This is a genomic window from Actinoplanes philippinensis (assembly GCF_900113015.1).
GTDB lineage: Bacteria > Actinomycetota > Actinomycetes > Mycobacteriales > Micromonosporaceae > Actinoplanes > Actinoplanes philippinensis.
This window is the reverse complement of the sequence record NZ_FONV01000010.1, coordinates 19,546-38,745: the sequence shown is the minus strand read 5'-3', so window position 1 is coordinate 38,745 and position 19,200 is coordinate 19,546. Positions and strand designations below refer to the sequence as shown.

The following is a 19,200-nucleotide window of genomic DNA, read 5'->3' as shown; positions in this document are numbered from 1 at the left end:
TCGGGCGATTTGGGGCTTTGGGGGTGATTGGTCGCGGTAGCGTGGCCCGGTGGGGTATCGCCAGCTGGATCGTCTGATCGCCGCCTGCCTCTGCCTCATCGGCGTCGCGGGAATCGTCCTGACCGGACCCCGGCCCGCCGCCGCGGACCGCAACGGTGACGCCGCCCGGGCCGTCCGGCGCGCCGAAGCCCTTCTGGAGAGCGCGAGCGCGGCCGCCCGTACCGCCGCGACGAATCTGGCCCGAGCCACCGCCGCTCTGCCGGCGGCCCAGAACCGGGTCGCCAGCACCCGCGGCGTGGTCGTGGCCACCCGCGTCCAAGCGGATCTGGCCCGCCGCAACGCCGACGCCGCCCGCGGTGACTATCAGAAGGTCGCCGACAACTACGAGGTGGCGGCCGGGCGGCTCGACGAGGCCCGGGCCCGGGTCGACGAGATCGCGGCGGTCAGCTACATGGGCAGCCGGCTCACCCGGTTCAACATGCTCGCGCGATCGACCGGGCCGCAGGATCTGATCGACCGGCTCGGGCTGATCGAACACCTGCAGACCCGGGAGCAGGATGAGGTCCGTACCCTCTTCGACACCCGGCGCGAGGCCCGTGCCGCGCAGGACCGGGCCGGCGCCGCCAAACGTGCCGCCGAAGCCGCCGAGCGGGCCGCCGTCGACAAGCTCCGCGCCGCGCAGAACGCCCAGGCCGCCGCCCTCCGCGCCCGGCAGGCGCTCTACCACCTGGTGCTCGCCCGGCAGACCGCGCTGCGGGCCGCTCAGGCCCAGCGCGCCACGGTGCTCGCCCAGTACCGGGCCGCGGTCCGGGCCGAACAGCGGGTCCGGTCGGCGGTCCGCGGCTGGGAGAACCGGGGCGGCGTCGGCAGCCGCTATCCGGGCGGATCGCTCCTGATGCCCGTCCGCGGGTGGAAGAGCAGCGACTACGGCAACCGGTACGACCCCTACTACCGGGTCTGGCAACTGCACGCCGGCACCGACTTCGCGGCCGGGTCGGGCAGCCCGATCCGGGCCGCCGCCTCCGGCCGGGTAATCCAGGCCGGCTGGAGCGGCGGTTACGGCCGGTACACGTGCATCAATCACGGACGGTTGAGCGGGTACGGCTTCACGACCTGCTACGGCCACCAGTCACGGATCTACGTCAGCGTCGGGGAGTACGTCCGGCGGGGTGAGCTGATCGGCCGGGTCGGCAGCACCGGCGCCTCCACCGGAGCACACCTGCACTTCGAGACCCGTCTCGGCGGCGCGCCCCGCAACCCGCTGAATTACCTGCCCGGCTGCCTCTGCTGAACCGCGGGTAGTCTTCTTCCTCATGCCACGTGAACAGGGTCGCAAGCTGGTCGCCTCCAACCGCAAGGCGTACCACGACTACACCATCCTGGACACCTATGAGGCCGGCATGGTCCTCACCGGCACCGAGGTCAAGTCGCTGCGAGCCGGGCGCTCCTCGCTCGTCGACGCGTTCGGCCACGAGAAGGACGGCGAGATCTACCTGCACGGGATGCACATCCCGGAGTACACGCAGGGCACCTGGACCAACCACGAGCCACGCCGCCCCCGCAAGCTGCTGCTGCATCGCGAAGAGATCCACAAGATGCTGGGCAAGCTGCGCGACGACGGCGTCACCCTGGTGCCGCTCTCGGTGTATTTCCACAACGGGTACGCGAAGGTCGAGATCGGCGTCGCGAAGGGCAAGAAGAGCTACGACAAGCGCCAGGACATGGCCAGCCGGGACGCGCAGCGGGAGATCAACCGGGCGATGGGCCGCCGCGCGAAGGGGATGGACTGACGGGTATTCTCGCCCGCCAGGCGTTGATCTTCGTCTGATCCGATGTTGCCCCGCCTCCCGTCGTCGTGCGATCTTTCGCTGTCGTCCGGTCCGTCGTTGTTCCCGCTTCTGTTCGATCTTCCGTTGCCGTGAGGGAGAACCACCCGTTGGCGAAGCATGCCACCCGTCAGTTCATCCTGGCCCGTCTCGTGCTCGGCTCCGCCGCCGCGGTCCTGCTCGCCCTTGTCGTGTGGGTCGCCGTCGTCGCCGGCGGATCGGGCGGCAAGGGCGAACCGCTGATGGTCCAGCCGTCCGCCGCCCTCCAGGCCGCCGGTGGATCACTGCCCGCCACACCGTCGACCGAGTCCGTCCCGGCCGGGCCGTCGGTCACTCCCTCGGGCTCCGGCTCGGCTTCGCCATCGGCCTCCGCGTCGGCGTCCAGGTCGCCGTCCGCCTCGCCGTCCGCGTCGGGCAAACCCAAACCCTCCAAGAGCGTCAGCCGTACGCCGAGCGCCTCACCCTCCCGCTCCACCGCCCCGCCCCCGCCGGACGTCTTCAGCGCCAGCTATGCCACCAGCGCGACCTGGCGCGACGGTTTCATCGCCGCGGTCACCGTGGTCAACAAGAGCGGCGCCGCCGCGGACTGGTCGGTGACCCTGACCTACCCGTCCGGCGCCGGCGTCGTGGCGCGAGGCGCCTGGAACGCGACGGTCAGCTCCAGCGGCGACACCATCACCCTGCGCGGCCGCTCCCTGCCGGCCGGCGCCTCGATCACGGCCGGCTTCCAGGGCGCGAAGTCCGGCTCCGCCACGGGCAAGCCGTCCAGTTGCTCCGTCGGTGGCGGCTCCTGCCGGATGAGCTAAGATTGCCACGCTGTGACACAGACATGGGGGTGACTGGTTTCGACTTCGTACGTGGAGACAGGGGAAGCGAGCCGAGGAAGCCGACGTCGTCTCGAGAATCGGTCGTCGGAAAACTATAAGCGCCAACGATAAGTTTGACGCTGACCAGTACGCTCTCGCCGCCTGAGGCAAGTAGCGTGGTCTGTCGGTCTGGGAGCGCCTCCGTCCCAGCTGCCGGCATCAGCTAGGAGGCTGGCCAATGGGTCCCGGTCACGGGGACCTTGCGGCGAGATCAATCAGTGACTGGGCCCGTCGTCCGAACTTGCTCACGTGAGTCGGAGGGCCGAGTAGGGACATAGTGAGCTGCGCTCGGAGAAGCCCTGACAAAACAACGAAGGACCCGGGTTCGATTCCCGGCACCTCCACGAGAGAGGGCTTACTTGAACCCGCGACAGCGGGAGAGAGTTCGCTCGAAGCGGCGGCACCATCGGTGCCGCCGCTTTCGTTTCTCGCCTCGTTGACCAGCGGCAACACCAGGTCCGACAGTTCGTCGGCCGCGACGTACGGCCCGGCCTCGTCGGCGTCGAAGTAGACCTTGGCGAAGAACGACTGATTGAGTACGCGGTGCCCCTGCTGCCCAGCGCGGCGGTACAGCTCTTGAGGGTCGGCGAGCAGGTCGAGTAGGTCGAGTAGGTAGAGCATCGTCTCGCCGGCCGCATCGAGCCGCGGAGTATCCGAGTCGTCGAGCTGCCGTGCCAACCGGTCCCGCTCATCGCGGATCTTCCTCAGCCGCGCCCCGATCTTGTCCTGCGGCCAGTCGGGATTGCCGACGAGGTCGAGAAACCGATCCTCCTGCTGGTCGAGTGCATTGAGCTGATCCTTGATCCGACTGCGCAGCTCGGCACTGGTCCCGGCTAACTCGGACAGCACTTCGTCGATGCGAGAGGTGAGCTGAACCCGAAGGTCCGCGGGCAGCGTGATCGTCGCGTAGTTGTCGACGAGGGCGGTCTCCACTCGGGCAACCGGCAGATAGGGCAGGTCGAGAGCGCCATGGCGCCCACCATCGGCGCGACGGTCGGTGGCTGTTGTTGGGACGGTGTTTCGGCGCGGTTGTGGTGGGTGCACGCCGACGTGAGTGTGGCATCGCTTCCTCCGCAAGCTGGCAAACGAGCAGAGGTCCGGCCATGCGTTGTGGGAACACGCACGACCGGACCCTGGCTGACGCCGTTGCCACCTGCACCACATGGCTTAGAAGTCGCTCTTGACCCCTGGTGCTTAGCTGCCTCGGCGTTGCTCATAGCTTCGAGCCAGCCGAGAATCACCCCCACCACGTCTCGCCGGACGTCTAGGAAACATCTTGGTGTCCTCCTCTGATGAGGTGCGCGGCAGAGGAGCTGTACTTATGCATGCACGCCGGCGAACAGGCTTGATAACGGATTAAGGCAGCGACCTGGGTGAATTAGGCACCTTAGATCCCCCGAAGGTGCAGGTCGATCTGGCCCGTTCGCGGTCGATTAGGCCTATTCCCGCTGGCACAGGGTTTCGAGCGTGGTTCACCGAAGGTCGGTCAGGCGTGTTACCTCACTGCCGCTACGCTCGACACGTGGTTCCCGGTATGAAGTCTAGCTTGGTCGCTGAACCAAATACCGGAGACCATCTAGTTATCGATCACCGCCACGCCGCAACATCGACGCGCGGACCACGAAACAAGGCCTCGAATCCATGGCAGCCTACCTAGATCGCGGAATCGCTAAGCATTTCCATAGCGATAAGGGGACTCTGGCGAAGAGTGTCCCTGAACTTGGTTCCGGTGAGTCGCTCCGGCTTTCCTCGCCGTCCTGTTTGGCGCCGAGTCCACTCGCCTCCCTCTAGATCCAAGATGCTCAGGCTTCTCTTGATCCGCACCTCTGCATACTCGCTAAGGTCCAATACGTAAGCCTCATACCGCATTCCGACTCTATGCTGGTCGGACAGTGAGGCTTGGACCAGGTGCACAAAACGCAGATTCACTAGCTGGCTCAAAAGTTCGTACCCTGAATGTCCCTTGTCAGCCATGTTGACTCTAAAGTAGGTATAACCTTCGCCTTTGACGAAAGCCGAAAGCCGCTCCAGGGCGCCGAGTAGCGCATCAGCGTCATTAGAGGAAACGTCCTGTTCTAGGTCGCGCTTCTTGCTTCGTGCGGCATCACCCGCAGCCTTCTGCACATCCTCTCGGCCGACTTCGCGCGCTCGCGAACGTGAACGCGCGAAAACGATCGAAGAGGCGAAGAGGTTCAGGTAATCACGCGGAACGCCTCCAGATGCAATTACCAGGCGTGCCAGCGCCTCCGACTTTGCAATGGACGGAAGGCTCTTGATTCCTGCTGCCGTGATGTAGTTTCCGAGAACATTTTCCAAGAAGCGCTGGGCGGATCCAGGATTTTCTAACGTAACATCAAGATCAATCTTTGAGGCGTCGTGCGGAATTTCGATACCAGTGTGCGAAGAAGGCTCGTAAGAACGTGTCAGTCGCTCAATGCTCGCAACCTTCATCCAGCCATCGCAGTCCCTCAACATAGCGGCAAGGTAATCGAGCAAGGCTGGTTGGATCGATCGCGGAAGCAAATAAAAATCGTCCAGGTACAGGTAAAGACGAACCACACCCTCCCTTAGGACGCTCCGTAGTGCCAAGTTCAAGGCAGGCAGCCTTGCCCCGATGTCTCCAGCCGACCCGCCCTCTCGGTGCAAGCGTTGAAAATCTTCACCTTCGCGGGCCAGGCGGGCAACGATCTCCGACTCAGAAGATCCTGAATGTTGCACTAGCGCGCGTACAACAAACTCTGCAACTACTGCGAAGGCCGTAGCGGCACTCAGGTGCCGCAGGGATTGAGCGTTCATCCAAACTGCGACGTGGCCACTTCTTTCTGCCAAACGCTTCGCTTCCAGTAGCAGTGCCGTCTTGCCTACTCCACGCCTCCCGTAGATCAACTGGTGCCGTGAGGCGGCCACGGCGCCTAGGCTGGCACGAGGATCTTCAACGTACTTCAGGCTTGGTAGCGCATCAGAGGTACGTGATCGGGCCTCTAGTAGCTCAATCAGTTGAGTTATCAGAGGCTGACTTAACGGCCCTCCTTCCGTAGGGTTATCGACCCGTTCGGGCGGTGTCACCTTCGGGCGGAATGTGACCGCGAAGGGTGCCTCATCCGGTGCGTTCTCATTCAACCTGCGCTCGAGGGATCCTGCCAGACTCTGGGCCGCCATAACTGAGCCTTCAGGAACGAAGATAATTAGCCAGCGCTCGCCTGGGAAATCTCGAAGGTCGATGTCTAGAGGCTCAATTCCCACCTCGCTGAGGATGGAGGTGGCAACTTCTGCATAAGTGTTATCTGTCATCCCGCGTGTCCGTTCGTGTGAGCGTGGTTATCACATGCAACCAAGAATTGTGCTGCAGTCACCGCGAGGCTCCTCGCGTCCCAGGGTCCCGGCAAAGTCCTAAATGAGGCCGAGAAGTGCCAGTGGGCGGTTGCTGTCGCGGGCGTGGTGGCGGTTGGCGGCGGCGATGTTGGTGATGCCGGCTGCTCGTAGCGCGGCGATGGCGGCGTCGCGGAGGGCGGCCATGACATGTGGTCCGGTGCCGGTGCGGATCTGGCTGCGGTCTTCGTCGTAAGTGACGTCGCGGACCCAGTGGATCTTGTTCTCGATGGCCCAGTGCCCACGGATCCAAGCGGCCATCTGAGCCGGTTTGGCCTGGTGGACGCGTAGGTCGGTGATGGCGTAGACGGTTTCGGTGGTGAAGCGTCGTGGCTGGTCGAGGCGGCGTCTGCGGCGGCGGATCTGCAATGCTTGGGCGGCGTGGGGGAAGTCGATGCCGGCCGCGACGGTGAGGATCTTCAGCGTGCGGATCTCGCGGCGGCCGTGGCCGCGGTCGTCATGGCGGGCGGCTTGCGGAACCTGCTTCCAGGGCAGCCGGGAGAGTTGTTTATGCAGGTGAGGCTGGTTGGCTTTGACGGTCAGGATCCAGTGGGCGCCGCGTTTGGCGAGGTAGTCGACGTGTTCGCGCTGGCAGTGCATGGCATCAGCGGTGATCACGGCGTCCGGGAGGTCGCTGATCTGGTCGAGCAGTGGTGCGAACCGGGTGATTTCGTTGGTCTTGCCGTCGACATCTGTGCTGGCCAGGACCATGCCGGCGGTCTGGTCGCAGGCCGCCAGGACATGCCGGGCGGTGCCACCGGCGGTGCGGGATCCGCGGATCGTCTTGCCGTCGACAGCGATCGCCCGTCGCTCGGTCGGCGGGGTGCCCGTCGTGGTTCGGCCGGCGAGCCAGACGCTGATCGCCGTGGTCGGCAGTTGCGCGTCCAGGGCCTGCAGCAGTCGGCGGATCATCGCTTCGGAAGGGAGCCGGTCAGGCGTAAATCCCAAGGCCAGAGCCGTGGTGGCGGGAACATCGGCGACCCATTCGCCGATCGCGGTGTAGGAGCGGCTCCCGGCGATCACCGCGCAGATCGCCGCGACGACCACCACCGTCAGCCGGTGCCGGATCCCGCGACGAGCCCGCGGATCAGGCAGGTCGGCAAGCGCTGCGATCAGCCCACCAGCGGTTTCGGGCACGGGCAGAGCCGGTGCGCAGGACAAAGAGGAGATCAGCGATGATGGCAGTGCGGGCATGACTCACTTCGGATCGATCTTCGTGGCGTAGGAACCTTGATGATCTTCCGAACCGGTCATGCCCGCCTTGCTGTACCTGACAGCGGCGCTTCTACTCCAGACCACCCAAGTCGGACATCATGACGACTTTGCCGAGGCCCTGCCTCGCGTCCGGCTCCCACTCCACGGCGCCAGAGGGATACGGATCATAGTCCGCCTGATTTCGTAGCAGTCGAGCATCGGTTAGCCGGCTTTCCCATTGCGGAGCATCTGGCAAAGTTGCAGGAAGGTGGCGCGGGAGTTCGGAATGTCGCTCAAAGTCGTCCCCCTTCTCCTCTGCATAAACGATCGCTCGGGCGGAATGGTACATCGCGTAGTAGTGGCGGCTGATCGCTGACCTAAAGTGACCCGCAAGTACCATGGAATCGCCAGCCTGCAAATGCTCGCCAGCCAATTTCAAGCGATCGGATACTACCGACCGCATCATCTCGTCTATCGGGAACGGATATCTACCTCCCTGTGAGGAATATGCCGCGATGCCTGACTGGCGTAGCGTGCATAAGTGGAGGTAGAGCCGGTCGATGGGTGTCATGGTGGGCATGCGGCCGACCTCCAAGCCAGAGTAAGTGGCGAGCCGGATAGTATGACACAAGTCGGGACAGATCTCTAACCGCCTCGGAATTCGGTCGAAGTGAATATGTTCATTCATCTACTCACTTCTCCTCCGTGACGAGAGGGGGAGGTGGCAAGGGCCTCGAAGCGATGCGCGCTGTCCCTCGGTGTAGCGAGTCTTCGGGCGGGCGCCGTAACTTCAACCGTCAGGCGAGGTAACCGTCAGCGTGAACAAAGGGAAGAGTTAGTGCCGGATCAGGGAGCTGTTGAGCCCGCTCACCGAGGTCCAAGTAAGCGGTCATCAGTTCCACTTCAAGATCATCGGCGGCAGTCGCTCTGTTCGGGCGCCGCCGCCGACGTGTCAGGACCGCTGTGCTTAGGCCGCAACCTGTCCGCGGATCGGCGCTTCCGTGAGTAGTTCCGAAAGCAGCTTTTTCATCAGCTCGACTGATTCGGCAGGTACCTCGCCGTCGTCGGGCCCCTCTGGCAACGTGTCCAGATAGGCTCGGGCGTCGTAATCGGATGCTTCAGCCTCCCAACGTGCTCGGGCGACGACGTCGGCCTGTTCATCGGGTGCCAGCAGGTCCAACAGCAGGGTCGAGGCCGTAGCGTTCGTAGCCTTCGCCAAGGCGTTCGCCGCCCGACCATTCGGCAGGGAGGTGCCGTCTTTTGACCGAGGTAGGACTGCCAACGCCGCGAGGGCGGTTGGCCTGTGATTCGCGATGCTCATCCGGAACAGGTTGTTGATGATGTCCTGGTTGGTGAGGGCGAGAGCGGCCTGGCTGTAGTCGGTGCCGTTTCGGAATGTTTCAGTCATCCACCAGAGCCGAGCCAGCGCTTGCTTACTGTGCGGTCCGACGAATCGCTCGACCTTCGCGGCTTGTTCAGGATCCTCTTGCCCGGGTTCGGGCCCGAACCGCCAGCGGACGTAGTCGGCTGCCCAAAGCCCGAGGAAGCGCCACGTCGCCCTGTCGCTGGCCTCTCGACGGGATAGGCGTAAGGCAGCGTGAAGCCGTGGCCCCACCCAGGTGTCGGACGCGGCGGAGTCAGGATGCCCCCACCTGTCCATCGCTTCGTCGAGCACGACTCGGACCGGCTCTAGGTTGTGCTGCCGGCCTGGTTTTTCTCCGAGGTGTTGTCCGATGTCGAGGTCTTCCGCGCCGAGTCGGAAGGCAGGTGTCAGGCGGACCGACGGTTCTACTCTCCCGAGGCGAGTCCAACCCTCCAACGGCTTCGCGATTCCAGTCACAGGTCAGCCTCCTTGAACTCGTTGTCCTTCTCCAGGAGCGAGATGCCGCGTCGGAGCAGCGGAGCAACACCTACCTGCTTAGCAGCGGCGGGTAGGAGACGCTCTAGCAGTTCTCCCGAGCCGTCCCCAGATGCACGTGCTGCGACCGCTTCCACCAGTGCATCGTCCGGTCCCAGGTTGGTATAGATCCGAGGAAATAGAGTCTTCAGCACCACGACACGCCATTCCTCGGCAGGCCATTCGGGCTGCCCGGTGGTTTCGTCGATCTCTACGGCGTCAAGCGCGTTAACGAACATGGCAGACCAAGCGTCGCTGGCGATGTTTGCGCGGGTGCTGTCGTGCAGGGCCTGTTCGGCGCGTGGCCGGCGCCGTCGATCGATCAGCAGGGCTTGGAGACCGGCGAACCCAGAGTTGAGGTAGAGGCTGGGGGCATCTGGGTCGAGACGGAGATGATGTGGGTCATCTTTGAAGTTTTTAAGCCCGTACGTGTCATCCTCTGCGAAGTTGACCCACTGCACTGCGATGCTGCCGTGCACGGGGCTAGGCGGAAGATCGTCGAAACTCAGACTCCAGTTTTCCCCTTGACCGATGATGCGGTGCCTCACGCCGTCGACGGTGGCAGCGATGAGAGCGCGAAGGTTGGCGCGTCCGTACCAGCTGTCACGCGCCAGCTCGATGCTCCCCGTCCAACGCGCGGGAGTGTATGGGTCCGGATCGAGGGGCACGGCGACGCGTGTGTTGCTGTATGCACATATGACCTGGAGGACGACGCAAGGGTCTTGCCATGTTGCGTTGCCAGCGAGTTCGCCGGCGGGTGCAGTGACTGCGACGTCGATTACGGCTTCCTCCCAGCGGTCGGATTCAAGTTCGCGGAAGGCGATCTCCGGGATGTCGGGATTGATGAAGTTGGCCGACAGGGACTTACCGTCGATGGTGACCTTGTCGACCGTCAGCCGAAGTTCGCCGATGAGGCTGTCGTATGGATAGAGCGCGATCACGCAGCGCCTCCCTTGTAGACACGAACGTCGACCAGCGCGGTAGCACGAGATGCACCTACTGGGTGGCTTGTGGCCTTGGTGGTTCCGGTGAAGCGAACGGTCCGCGCACCGGAGTCGGCTGTGATGATGTCGCCGTCGACGGTGCACTTGTAGCTGGCTTTGAGTTCCTCCCACATGACTGGGATGGGCGCTCCGGACTCGGTGCCGAAGCGCAAGACCGGACTGAAGCGCCACGGAGAAGTGCGGGCCGGGAGGCTTACTGCCACTTCGACGAACCAACGGCCATCTGCATCAGGCTTGCCGCTCGCGCTCTTGACTTTGGGGCGTTTGGTGGTATCAGCGGCATGAGGCGTTATCCGGAGAAGTTCCTTCAGCGCATCAGGCCCGTCGGACAGGTCCCGTGGAGGCCGCCCGACCACCTCCCGGATGGCGTTTCTGACCTCCGCCTTGAAATGAGTAAGGGCTGTACTAGAGCCACGTGTGTAGGAACTAGAGACCTCCGGCGTCACCTTCCACTGGTCGTGCTCGGGTGGCTCCGCGGCACGAAGAAATCGATCTGCCGCACGGTCAGCCGGCTCGTCACCGGCGGCAAGGCCGGCGAGAACCACGGCGTGGAAGGGCCGGCTCCCCATAGGCAGTCCGCTGACGGCCTCGTCGCGGATTACCATGTGGCTGCCGCGCATGTAGGCGACGCGATTGATGTTGGCATCTTCCTCGTCGGCCTCGGTTATCAGGACTACTGCCTCATGCTGCTGGGGGCCGTGAGAGCGATCGGTACGCCCTGGGACATTCAGCGTGACGTAGCGTCGCACTACGTCACCGGGGCTCTCCAGCGTGTCGACGGTGACGTCCTCAAGATGCGCGCGAAGCAACCTCGTCCGTGCGGGCGTGTGGGCTGCTGGATCGACCAGGTCGGTCTTGACGGTGACTCCATTGCGCTCGGAACGAACCGATGCGGTGAGAAGTCCGGGCTCTCCTCCGGGCCGTTCCACCATGGCTGGCCAGAAGTTGTCGGCGAGCGATCGGACCAACTCGTCGTGCATTTCCTCCAGCGATTCGATCTTGTCATCCGGGTCGTACGCGCCAACGATCAAGAAGGAGGTGCCTGACTCCTCTCCCTCTCGGTTGAGGAGCGTGTCCTGCGCGAGCGCGTGATTTCCCCAGTAGGACCGGGTGACAGGGGTCTTCTCGGGATCTACCTGTCCAAACCAGGCTGGTCCCGCGTAGGAAGTCGAGTCGCCCGGGATGCGGTGCCATGGCAAGTCGAGCCGGCCTATGTAGCGACCTTCACGCTTGCCTTCTTGAGCGACGGAAAGGTTGCTGTTTATCAGCACCAGACCGAAACGCGAGCATGCCCACATAACGGACTTGCCAAGACCATACGAGCCGCCGGAGCCTTCGCTCTTGTACGAGTCGAGAATGTTGCGGACGACCGCCATGTAATTGCCGTACTCGTACTCCGGTCCGATCAAGCCCTTGGCCCCGTAATCCTCTATTCGGAGCAGTACTAGGCGCTGATCGGTGTCAAGCAGCTCCAGGCCCCTGGCGATCACCTTCGCCACCTTCTGCTTGCTGCCAGCGGCCGCCTCCAGATGCACACGCAGTTCCTCGTTGAACCGGATGGCAGTGAGGAACGCCGTGAGGGGTGCTCCGGAGAGTTCGATCAAGGTATAGCGCGCTTCGACGGTGGGCTGACCCGGTGTCGCTTCGTCGACCACGTTCTGGCCGGTCTCGCGCGCGAGCGTGCCGAGCCCGCCGCTGAAGGCGAAGCCCGCCGGATTGCCCAATTCCCTTCCTTCATCCGCTGGCGCGAGCCGGTGATACCAGCTGCACTCCCGCCGGTACGCCGCCCGCTGCCGCTCGTCGGCGGGGACCGAACCCTGCGTCGATTCGCCGTAGTGAAGCCACCACGGCTCCCTGCCCAGCCATCGAGCGATCTTAGTGATGTTGCTGGTGCTCGGAGTTTTTGTGCCAGCCCTCCACTGCGAAACGGTCGCCGCTGACACGCCGACGGCCTTCGCTAGCTCTGCCTGTGTCCTACCTTGCCTGTTCAGCTCTTGGTTAAGCCGCTCGTGGAGTGACATAGTCGCCCTCGCCTTCCGGCTAACTTTTTAGATGTCTTCGTTGGTCAGCATACAACAAGAGTTAGCCAAGGGCTAAATCTTTAGTATGGGCGGTGCTCTGCCGTGCGCCTCTGGCGCGTGCTGAAAGTGCATGCCCGATGCGAACGGTATCGAGGCTTATGCCAGGTCTTGGTGAGGCCCGCCGAGTGTCAGCCGCCGGTCAAGAGAGTGCTGTCGAGCGCCGAGCGCAAACGCTCTAACTGTCCATCTGGGTTCAAGTAAGCAGTCGGCATCTCCACGGCATTGCGGCCCCCTGTTCGCGGAAAGCGCGAACCGGGGGCCGTTCCGGTTTGTCTGCTCCGGGGGCCGAGCCCCCGGAAACCCCGCAGCACGGTGGGCGCGCCAGGTGGTTTGAGTTCCGCTTAACCCTCATCACGGTGGGCGTGCCAGGTGGATTGGGTTCCGCTTGACCGCGTTGCGGTGGGCGCGGCGGGTGGTTCGAGTTCCGCTTGACCCGCGTTGCGGTGGACGTGGCGGGTGGGGGCGTCGCGGTGACCGCGCGTCACGGTGGATGCAACAGCTTGGTTTGTTCCTGTTCACCCCGCGTCGCGTTCCGCTCATCTCGCGTCAGGCGGGTAGGACGGGCACGTCGTATTTCTGGATGTGTGCGTCACGAGTCACCGAGGTCAGATGTTCTACCTGGGCCTACCCCGGAAACGCCTGCGGCGGGGCGCCTGCTGCCACTGGCTCGGCGCGCCGGCGTGGAAGGTGTGGGGTTACGGGCTTCGATATTGTTGGGTGTTGATGTGCGTGAAATGATTCTCGCGCTCCGCGTCTCGTGCGGAGTTTCAGCGGGGAGTACGCATGGGGATGAAGCGGTTCACGTACGGGACCTGCTTGTGGTTGGCGATTGCTCTGGTGCTCGGTGGGCTGCTCGGGGCTGGGCCCGCGCGGGCGGCGCACGGCGGCGTCGTCACAGCGGGGAGCAAGGGCGCCCCGACGCCGACGCCGACGTCCGAGGAGCGGCCGGAGGCCGTTGCGGGCAAGGACCTGCGTCCGCGGCGGGCCAATGTGGGACCGGACGCCCGGCCACCGGTCGCGGTCCGGAAGCAGAGCAGGACCACGGCCGCCACCGGATGTGGTGGGGTAGCCCGGTTCGGCAAGATCTATCACTGTTCCTCTCTGTCGGGCAGCCGGCAGGACACCTTCACCGTGACCACGAGCGTGAGCGGGGACGTGTTGTACGGGACGGTCACCGAGACCGCCAACAACGACGTCACCGACAGCGTCAGCGCGATGGTGTACGACGCCGAAGGCAACTACCTCTGCTACTACGGGACCTATCCGGGCAGCTGCGAGCTCGGCGCCGCCGGGACGTACACGATCGTGGTGGCGCTCGCCTACAGCTCGGGGGACATGGCGTACACGCTGTCTGTGCAGTCGCAGCGGACGCCGTCGGCCTGCCGGACCCTGGGGAGCGGATTCTTCTCGTTCGCCTCGCCGGGGCGTACGGCGGAGCTGGCCCTCGGGTCGGCCGGCGAGTGCTTCTCCTTCACCCTGCCGGTCGGCAGCGTCCTGCAGATGTACGCCCCGCGGTCGTCGAACGGCGGCGACGTGCGCGGTCACATCCTCAACGCGGAGTACCAGCCGGTCTGCCCGGTTCAGGACACCTACACCTGCACGCTGGACTCGCCCGGCCCGTTCCGGCTGATGATGTACGAGATGTACGGCCACGAGGTGACGTACACCCTGCGGATGTCGCAGATCTCCCACTCGAGGGGTTGCCCGGTCCTGCGGCCCACCGCCTTCGGTGTTCCCGGCTCGGCCGCCGGCTCCGGAACCCTCGATGAGGCGAACCCCGTCACCTGTCATCAACTGCGTACGTCCACGGCCGGTGGGGTCGCGGTCCGGATCCACGACGACCAGTCGGTCTGGTGGAACCTCTACGACGACGCCGGCCTCAAGGTCTGCGACAAGTACGAGAACGCGTACGCCTGCCCGCTGCCGGTGTCGGGCAACTACACGATCGTCACGAGCAACCAGGGCTGGGAGCCGGTCACCTATCAGATCGCGGTGGCTGCTCTGAACCGGTCCGCCGGATGCGCCACCGGCACGTCACTGCGGTGGGACGAGGCGGCGGCGCTGTTGCATCAGACCTCCCCGGTGCAGACGAACTGCCAGCAGTTCCAGGGCGCCGCCGGGCAGCGCGTGGTCGTCTACGCCGCGCCGACCCGGTACAACAGCTTCGTGACGACGGTGGTGGACAGCACCGGTCGAGCGCTCTGTCTCGGCTACAGCGAGGAGACCGGGTGTCTGCTGCCGGCGGACGGCACGTATCGCGTGATCTCGTATCTTGACCGGTGGGATGCCGAGAGCGTCGACGAGACCTACGAGGTGCAGGTCCGCAGCCTCTCCGCGCCGAAGGGCTGCCCGGTGGTGACGCCCGGCGCCTACAACGATCCTCCGGCCGGCGCCTATGGGCCGATCCGCTGCCGGACCGTGCGGCTGTCCGAGGCGGGGATTCATCGGATCCGGGCGTACGACGACGAGAACTACCCAGCGTACGCCGCGGTCTTCGACTCCACCGGGCACCGGATCTGCAACGACTCCGGGAGGTGCGAGTTCCCGGCGGCCGGTGATTACGCGGTGGTGCTCTCGGGCCAGTCCACCGGTACCGTGATCGACAACGACTTCTCGTACGCGTTGAGCGTGCTCCCCGAGCACCCGGTGGGCTGTCCGGTGTCGGCGCAGGAGCTTTACCGCGCCACGTTCACCGCTCCGGGTCAGTTCCTCTGCCTGCAACTTCCGCAGACGACCGGGCAGCGGATCGTCGAAATGGTCCCCGCCGAGAAGCGGTATCCGCCCACACAGGTGTACGACGCGGATGGCAACTATCTCTGCGATTCGTCGTACGCGTTGTGGCAGACCAGCTGTCAGCTGACCGGAACCGCCCCGTACTTCGCCGTCATGTCGCAGCAGGAGGGCGAGGCACCCGGTCCGGTCGCGGCCCGCTTCTACCGAGTCGACGGCCCGCCGTCGTGCCCGGCCTTCGACGGTGCGGCGCTGACGCTGACCACCGGTGGTGATGACTTCTCGGTCTGCCGCACGATTCCCGCGGACGCCCACGCTGCCCGGGAGAGCTTCACCTGGAAGCGAACCGCCGGCGCGGGCGGCGCCTACCTGTCGGTCTTCGGCGCCGACGGGATTCGTCACTGTGGGCCGACCGGGACTTTCGCCGAGCGCACGGCGACGTGCAACCTGCCGGCCGGCCCGCTCACGGTGATCCTCGATGCCACCGAGGCGGCCGCGACCTTCGAGTTGAGTCGCAAGCCCTGAGGGCAGCGCGGTGAGGTTCGAGTAGGCCCCCTGCTCGCGGAAAGCGCGAACGGGGGGCCGTCTCGTCTTGTCTGCCCGCCGGGGCCGAGCGGTGGGCGGGGCAGCCGGTTTCGTTCTGCTCACCGCCGGTTCGAGGAGCAGGCTCATGCGAGGCCGTACCACCGGCAAGGTTTTATGATCTTGAAGTGCCGGAGAACAATGAGGCGCTGGGCCGCCTGATCGCCAACGAGAACAGTGCCAGTGACCTGCTGGCGTTCCTGTTCGAGCGGGATCCGGCGCCGCTGATCCGGGTGCTGGGGCTGCCGGACGGGGAGTATCGGGTCCGGCGTGAGGGCAAGGCCGCGCGGAGCCGGTTCGATCTGGTCGTGTACCGGGAGAATCATCCGGTGGCTGTGCTGGAGTTGAAGGGCGCGTCGACCGAGCACGGGGATCAGCTGTGGCGCTATCAGGCCTGGGCGGCGAAATACTCGGCGGCTCTCTTCTACTGCACCCTGGACCGTGGCGATGTGCCGCCGGATCCGTGGCGGGCGGTGGGGCTCGTCGAGCTCTACGGAGCGTGGCGTGACAGCACCGATCCGCACGCCGCCTGGCTCGGCGGCGAAGTCGCCGGGCTGTTCGCGAGCTGGGACGAGCAGGCCGAGGGTGTGATCGGCGAGTCCCGGGGGTGGTATGTGCCCGACCACGTCACCCGGCGTGTCGCGCTGGACCTCGATCGGGTGCTCCGGCAGCGGGACGGGCGGGCCGAGGCGACGCGCACGAACCCCGGCAACCCGATGTTCCTTGCCTGGCAGCGGCACCCGAACGGAGACCCGGACGCGTGGATCGGTGTGGACGTGCGCTCCGAGGGCCGCAAGACCCCGGCGGCGCGGTGGCTGTTCCGGCCGTGTGTGCAGGTCGACGTGGGCGACGGGGACGCGATCGAGGCCCGGCGGAAGGCGCACGACCTTGCCGTGGCGCTGCTGCCGGCCATGGTGCTGCCGGCGATCCAGCGGATGCTCACCGAGCGGGGCCGGCCGGAGCTGGGCCAGGCGCTGTCCGCGAACGAGTACGGCGGCCTGGCCGGGCCCGCGGACGCCGCCGTGCTGGACGAGTTCCGCAACGGCGGACTCGGCGGCTTGCATCCGGTGTTCCGCAACGACTGGAACCGGCGGCTCGCGACCCAGCTGACCCTGGACGTGACGAGGGTGGACCGGTTCCAGCTGGCCGATCTCACCCTCGCGGTGCTGGATCACCTGGTGGCGTCGGCCCGGGGGCTCGTCGCCGATCAGGGCTAGCGACTCGAGTGGCGCATCGTGCCGTTGACCGGTCGCGATCAGCGATGAACAAACGTTGAGGAAGCAGCCGGACGGAGCTGCTGTGAGCGGCCCCCTGCTCGCGGAAGGTGCGAACCGGGGGCCGTTCGATTGTCTACTCCGGGGGGCAGATCGGGTGCGGCAGACGGCCCGGCGCCGGTGCTTCCGCTGGTGCGGAGCGGGTCAGCGGGACCCCGGCTTCGCGGCTTTTCCGGCCGGTACGGGTGTCGGGCTGGGGCAGCCGAGCATGACCTGGGCGGCCCGGCGGACGGACTTCGGCGGGAGGACGTCGCCGCACCCGACGGTGCCCTCCTCGATGTGCCCGAAGGTGGTGTAGGTGCCGCTACCCCGGCGCACATACCGGGGGTAACCCCAGGCGGGGGTGCAGACGGCGTGGCTGAAGGTGCCGGTCACCCGCCGGGTGCCCTTGTAGAGGCCGTAGTAGCCGGGGTTGTTGAACCGCCACTTGACCGTCAGGTCCTCGGTGTTGGTGGTGCTCTCGTCGGTGCGCACGCTGAACCCGACCGTACGGGTCACCTGCTCGAAGAGCGTCTCGGACGCGCCCGAGTTGCCATTGATGGTCGTGCCGACCCGATCGACCACGTTCAGGCGGTACGTGTTTTCGGAAAGCGTGCCGGTGGTCACGTAGAAGCTGGTGAAATGCGTCACGATCGGCGACACCCGAGCCGATTCGAGGGTGTATAACTGATCGCCGACCTCCTCGAAAGAGCATGGCTTTCCCTCGTCCGGGGCGGGGCCGGCGGCGGACGCGCTCGACGCGGCACCCATGGTCATTCCGGTAACGAGTGTCATCGCGACGAGAAACTCGCCGGCTCGCCGGGAGGGCAGATTCTTGATCACTTTCTTCTCCTGCTGAGTTTGATTCGCGGGGCCCGGATTCCGATGCCATCCGCTCGATGTCGCCGACTTCTGCGCGCCGGCATCCAGCCGCTGAACGGCTGTTCATGCTGTTCAACTATGTTTTGTGGCATCAGGGGTCGCGGCGAACTGACTTACTCATGTCAATACGTTCACAAGCGGCCGATCGCTTTTCTGACGTAGTTTAACGGGTCGGTTATAGCGGACATTGCGGACCCTGGCCGCCGGTCCGGACATTCGTATTCCGAGCTGTCCGGCCGCCATTAATTGATCTTCGCGGGAAACCGTGCGCCGCTGATCCGCCCGCAACTGGACAGCACCGGGCAGGGTACCGGCCGCGCACCTTCCGACCCTGAATCTTCTTCGCATGCCCAGCCGGCACACGGCTGGATAAACGGGGGAGAAACGAATTGCGTCGTCGGAAGCTGAACAAACACCGTCCGGTTCTCGCGGCCCTGCTCGCGGTGGCGAGCGCGGTCACGCTGGCGCCCGGTAGCGCCGGCGCGGCGCCCGTCGCCAGCCTGCCGGCCGGCGAGACGGCGTTCTCGTCGACCGCCGCGGATCCGCGGCTCGGTGGGCGTCTCTATTCCGCGACGAGCCCGTTCAACCAGGTCATCCCCTCCACCGCCCAGGTGGATCCGCGCTCCGCGGACTACGTCAAGCTGCTGAACCGCAGCAAGCAGGAGAAGGGCTTCGGCATGGCGCTCCGGGAGTGGAGCGTGCCGGCCTACTTCACTCGCCAGGGCACGCCGCGGCACGACGTCCGGATCACCGGCTTCGACGAGGTCCGCCGCGTCATGCGCGGTATGCCGATCCCGGACAACGCCAAGCCTGACCCGCAGGAGGACGCCCACCTGTCGGTGATCGACCCGGCCACCCGCTGCGAGTACGACCTCTGGGGCGCCAAGAAGACGGCGACCGGCTGGACCGCGACGTGGGCCAACGTCACCTCGACGGCGGACAACGGCGTCTACCCGAATGGCCTGTCGTCCCGGGCGACCGGCTTCGCGCCGCTGGCCGGCATGATCTGGCCCGCCGAGCTGCGCGCCGGGCGGATCGACCACGCGCTGGTCTTCGCCTACCCGTACACCAAATCGGGCGGACCGGTCTCCCCGGCCACCTCCAGCGACGGCCGGACCACCCTGGCCGGGGCCCTGCCGGAAGGCGCCCGCGTCCAGCTCGACCCCAGTCTCAACCTCAGCACATTGGGGCTGACCGCCAACGAGCGGACGATCGCCACCGCCCTGCAGCGGTACGGGATGTACCTGGGCGACACCGGTGGCGCGCTCTCCATCTACGCGGTGAACCCGCAGAGCTTCGACACCAACCCGTACGCCGGACTGCTTCCCGACGAGTCGTCCGTGCTCCTCAACAAGATCCCGGTGAACCGGTTCCGGGTGCTGAAGGTCGGCACGCAGCAGCCCACGACGAAGTACGCCATCGTGCCGTCGGCCTGCGCCCGGATCGACGTCGTGAACTGACCCTGATCAGTGAGGAAGCCACCGCCGCGTTCGAACCGGACGCGACGGTGGCTTCC

General features: G+C 65.5%; 13 protein-coding genes and 1 other RNA gene. 7 read left to right on the top strand and 7 right to left on the bottom strand.

Annotation, left to right across the window (positions count from 1 at the left end):
- The first annotated feature begins 49 nt into the window (after positions 1-49).
- The 4 genes from BM290_RS26070 (at position 50) to ssrA (ending at position 3,039) form a co-directional block, all read left to right on the top strand.
- A complete protein-coding gene (locus BM290_RS26070) occupies positions 50-1,291 on the top strand; it encodes a M23 family metallopeptidase (protein WP_093618546.1) in 1,242 nt (413 codons plus the stop codon).
- A 22-nt stretch (positions 1,292-1,313) separates the two neighbouring features.
- Positions 1,314-1,790 (top strand): SsrA-binding protein SmpB, encoded by a 477-nt coding sequence (gene smpB / locus BM290_RS26065; RefSeq protein WP_093618545.1) that lies wholly within the window; start codon positions 1,314-1,316, stop codon positions 1,788-1,790.
- 146 nt (positions 1,791-1,936) lie between these two features.
- Positions 1,937-2,632 carry a cellulose binding domain-containing protein gene (locus tag BM290_RS26060; protein WP_093618544.1) on the top strand — a complete coding sequence of 232 codons (696 nt, stop codon included), beginning with the start codon at positions 1,937-1,939 and terminating at the stop codon, positions 2,630-2,632.
- A gap of 25 nt (positions 2,633-2,657) precedes the next feature.
- Positions 2,658-3,039: a transfer-messenger RNA gene (ssrA, locus tag BM290_RS26055) on the top strand.
- A 1,306-nt stretch (positions 3,040-4,345) separates the two neighbouring features.
- On the opposite strand, the gene BM290_RS26050 is transcribed toward ssrA, so the two are convergent.
- From BM290_RS26050 to BM290_RS26030, 6 genes are all read right to left on the bottom strand, one after another.
- The gene (locus BM290_RS26050; protein ID WP_093618543.1) at positions 4,346-5,983 is read right to left on the bottom strand and encodes an ATP-binding protein; all 1,638 of its coding nucleotides are present in this window, start codon (positions 5,981-5,983) and stop codon (positions 4,346-4,348) included.
- Positions 5,984-6,082: 99 nt separating this feature from the next.
- Positions 6,083-7,255, bottom strand: coding sequence for an ISAs1 family transposase (locus tag BM290_RS26045; RefSeq protein ID WP_239143733.1), 1,173 nt, complete (start codon positions 7,253-7,255; stop codon positions 6,083-6,085).
- A 91-nt stretch (positions 7,256-7,346) separates the two neighbouring features.
- Positions 7,347-7,718, bottom strand: a complete 372-nt coding sequence (locus BM290_RS51105) for a HEPN domain-containing protein (protein ID WP_425319644.1) — start codon at positions 7,716-7,718, stop codon at positions 7,347-7,349.
- 504 nt (positions 7,719-8,222) lie between these two features.
- Positions 8,223-9,095, bottom strand: coding sequence for a DUF6339 family protein (locus BM290_RS50065; protein ID WP_483392417.1), 873 nt, complete (start codon positions 9,093-9,095; stop codon positions 8,223-8,225).
- A complete protein-coding gene (locus tag BM290_RS26035) occupies positions 9,092-10,093 on the bottom strand; it encodes a hypothetical protein (RefSeq protein WP_093618541.1) in 1,002 nt (333 codons plus the stop codon). The genes BM290_RS50065 and BM290_RS26035 overlap by 4 nt, the downstream gene beginning before the upstream one ends.
- A complete protein-coding gene (locus BM290_RS26030) occupies positions 10,090-12,177 on the bottom strand; it encodes a helix-turn-helix domain-containing protein (RefSeq protein WP_093618540.1) in 2,088 nt (695 codons plus the stop codon). The genes BM290_RS26035 and BM290_RS26030 overlap by 4 nt, the downstream gene beginning before the upstream one ends.
- 882 nt (positions 12,178-13,059) lie before the next feature.
- Between BM290_RS26030 and BM290_RS26025 the strand changes: the two genes are divergently transcribed.
- Together BM290_RS26025 and BM290_RS26020 are read left to right on the top strand one after the other, a co-directional pair.
- Positions 13,060-15,492: a hypothetical protein gene (locus tag BM290_RS26025; protein ID WP_143133967.1), complete on the top strand. Its 2,433-nt coding sequence runs from the start codon at positions 13,060-13,062 to the stop codon at positions 15,490-15,492.
- A 185-nt stretch (positions 15,493-15,677) separates the two neighbouring features.
- Positions 15,678-16,766 (top strand): PDDEXK-like family protein, encoded by a 1,089-nt coding sequence (locus BM290_RS26020; protein WP_093618538.1) that lies wholly within the window; start codon positions 15,678-15,680, stop codon positions 16,764-16,766.
- A gap of 201 nt (positions 16,767-16,967) precedes the next feature.
- On the opposite strand, the gene BM290_RS26015 is transcribed toward BM290_RS26020, so the two are convergent.
- Positions 16,968-17,645, bottom strand: a complete 678-nt coding sequence (locus BM290_RS26015; protein ID WP_143133966.1) for a hypothetical protein — start codon at positions 17,643-17,645, stop codon at positions 16,968-16,970.
- A gap of 428 nt (positions 17,646-18,073) precedes the next feature.
- On the opposite strand from BM290_RS26015, the gene BM290_RS26010 reads away from it, so the two are divergent.
- The gene (locus BM290_RS26010) at positions 18,074-19,144 is read left to right on the top strand and encodes a hypothetical protein (protein WP_093618536.1); all 1,071 of its coding nucleotides are present in this window, start codon (positions 18,074-18,076) and stop codon (positions 19,142-19,144) included.
- The last annotated feature ends 56 nt before the right edge of the window (positions 19,145-19,200 follow it).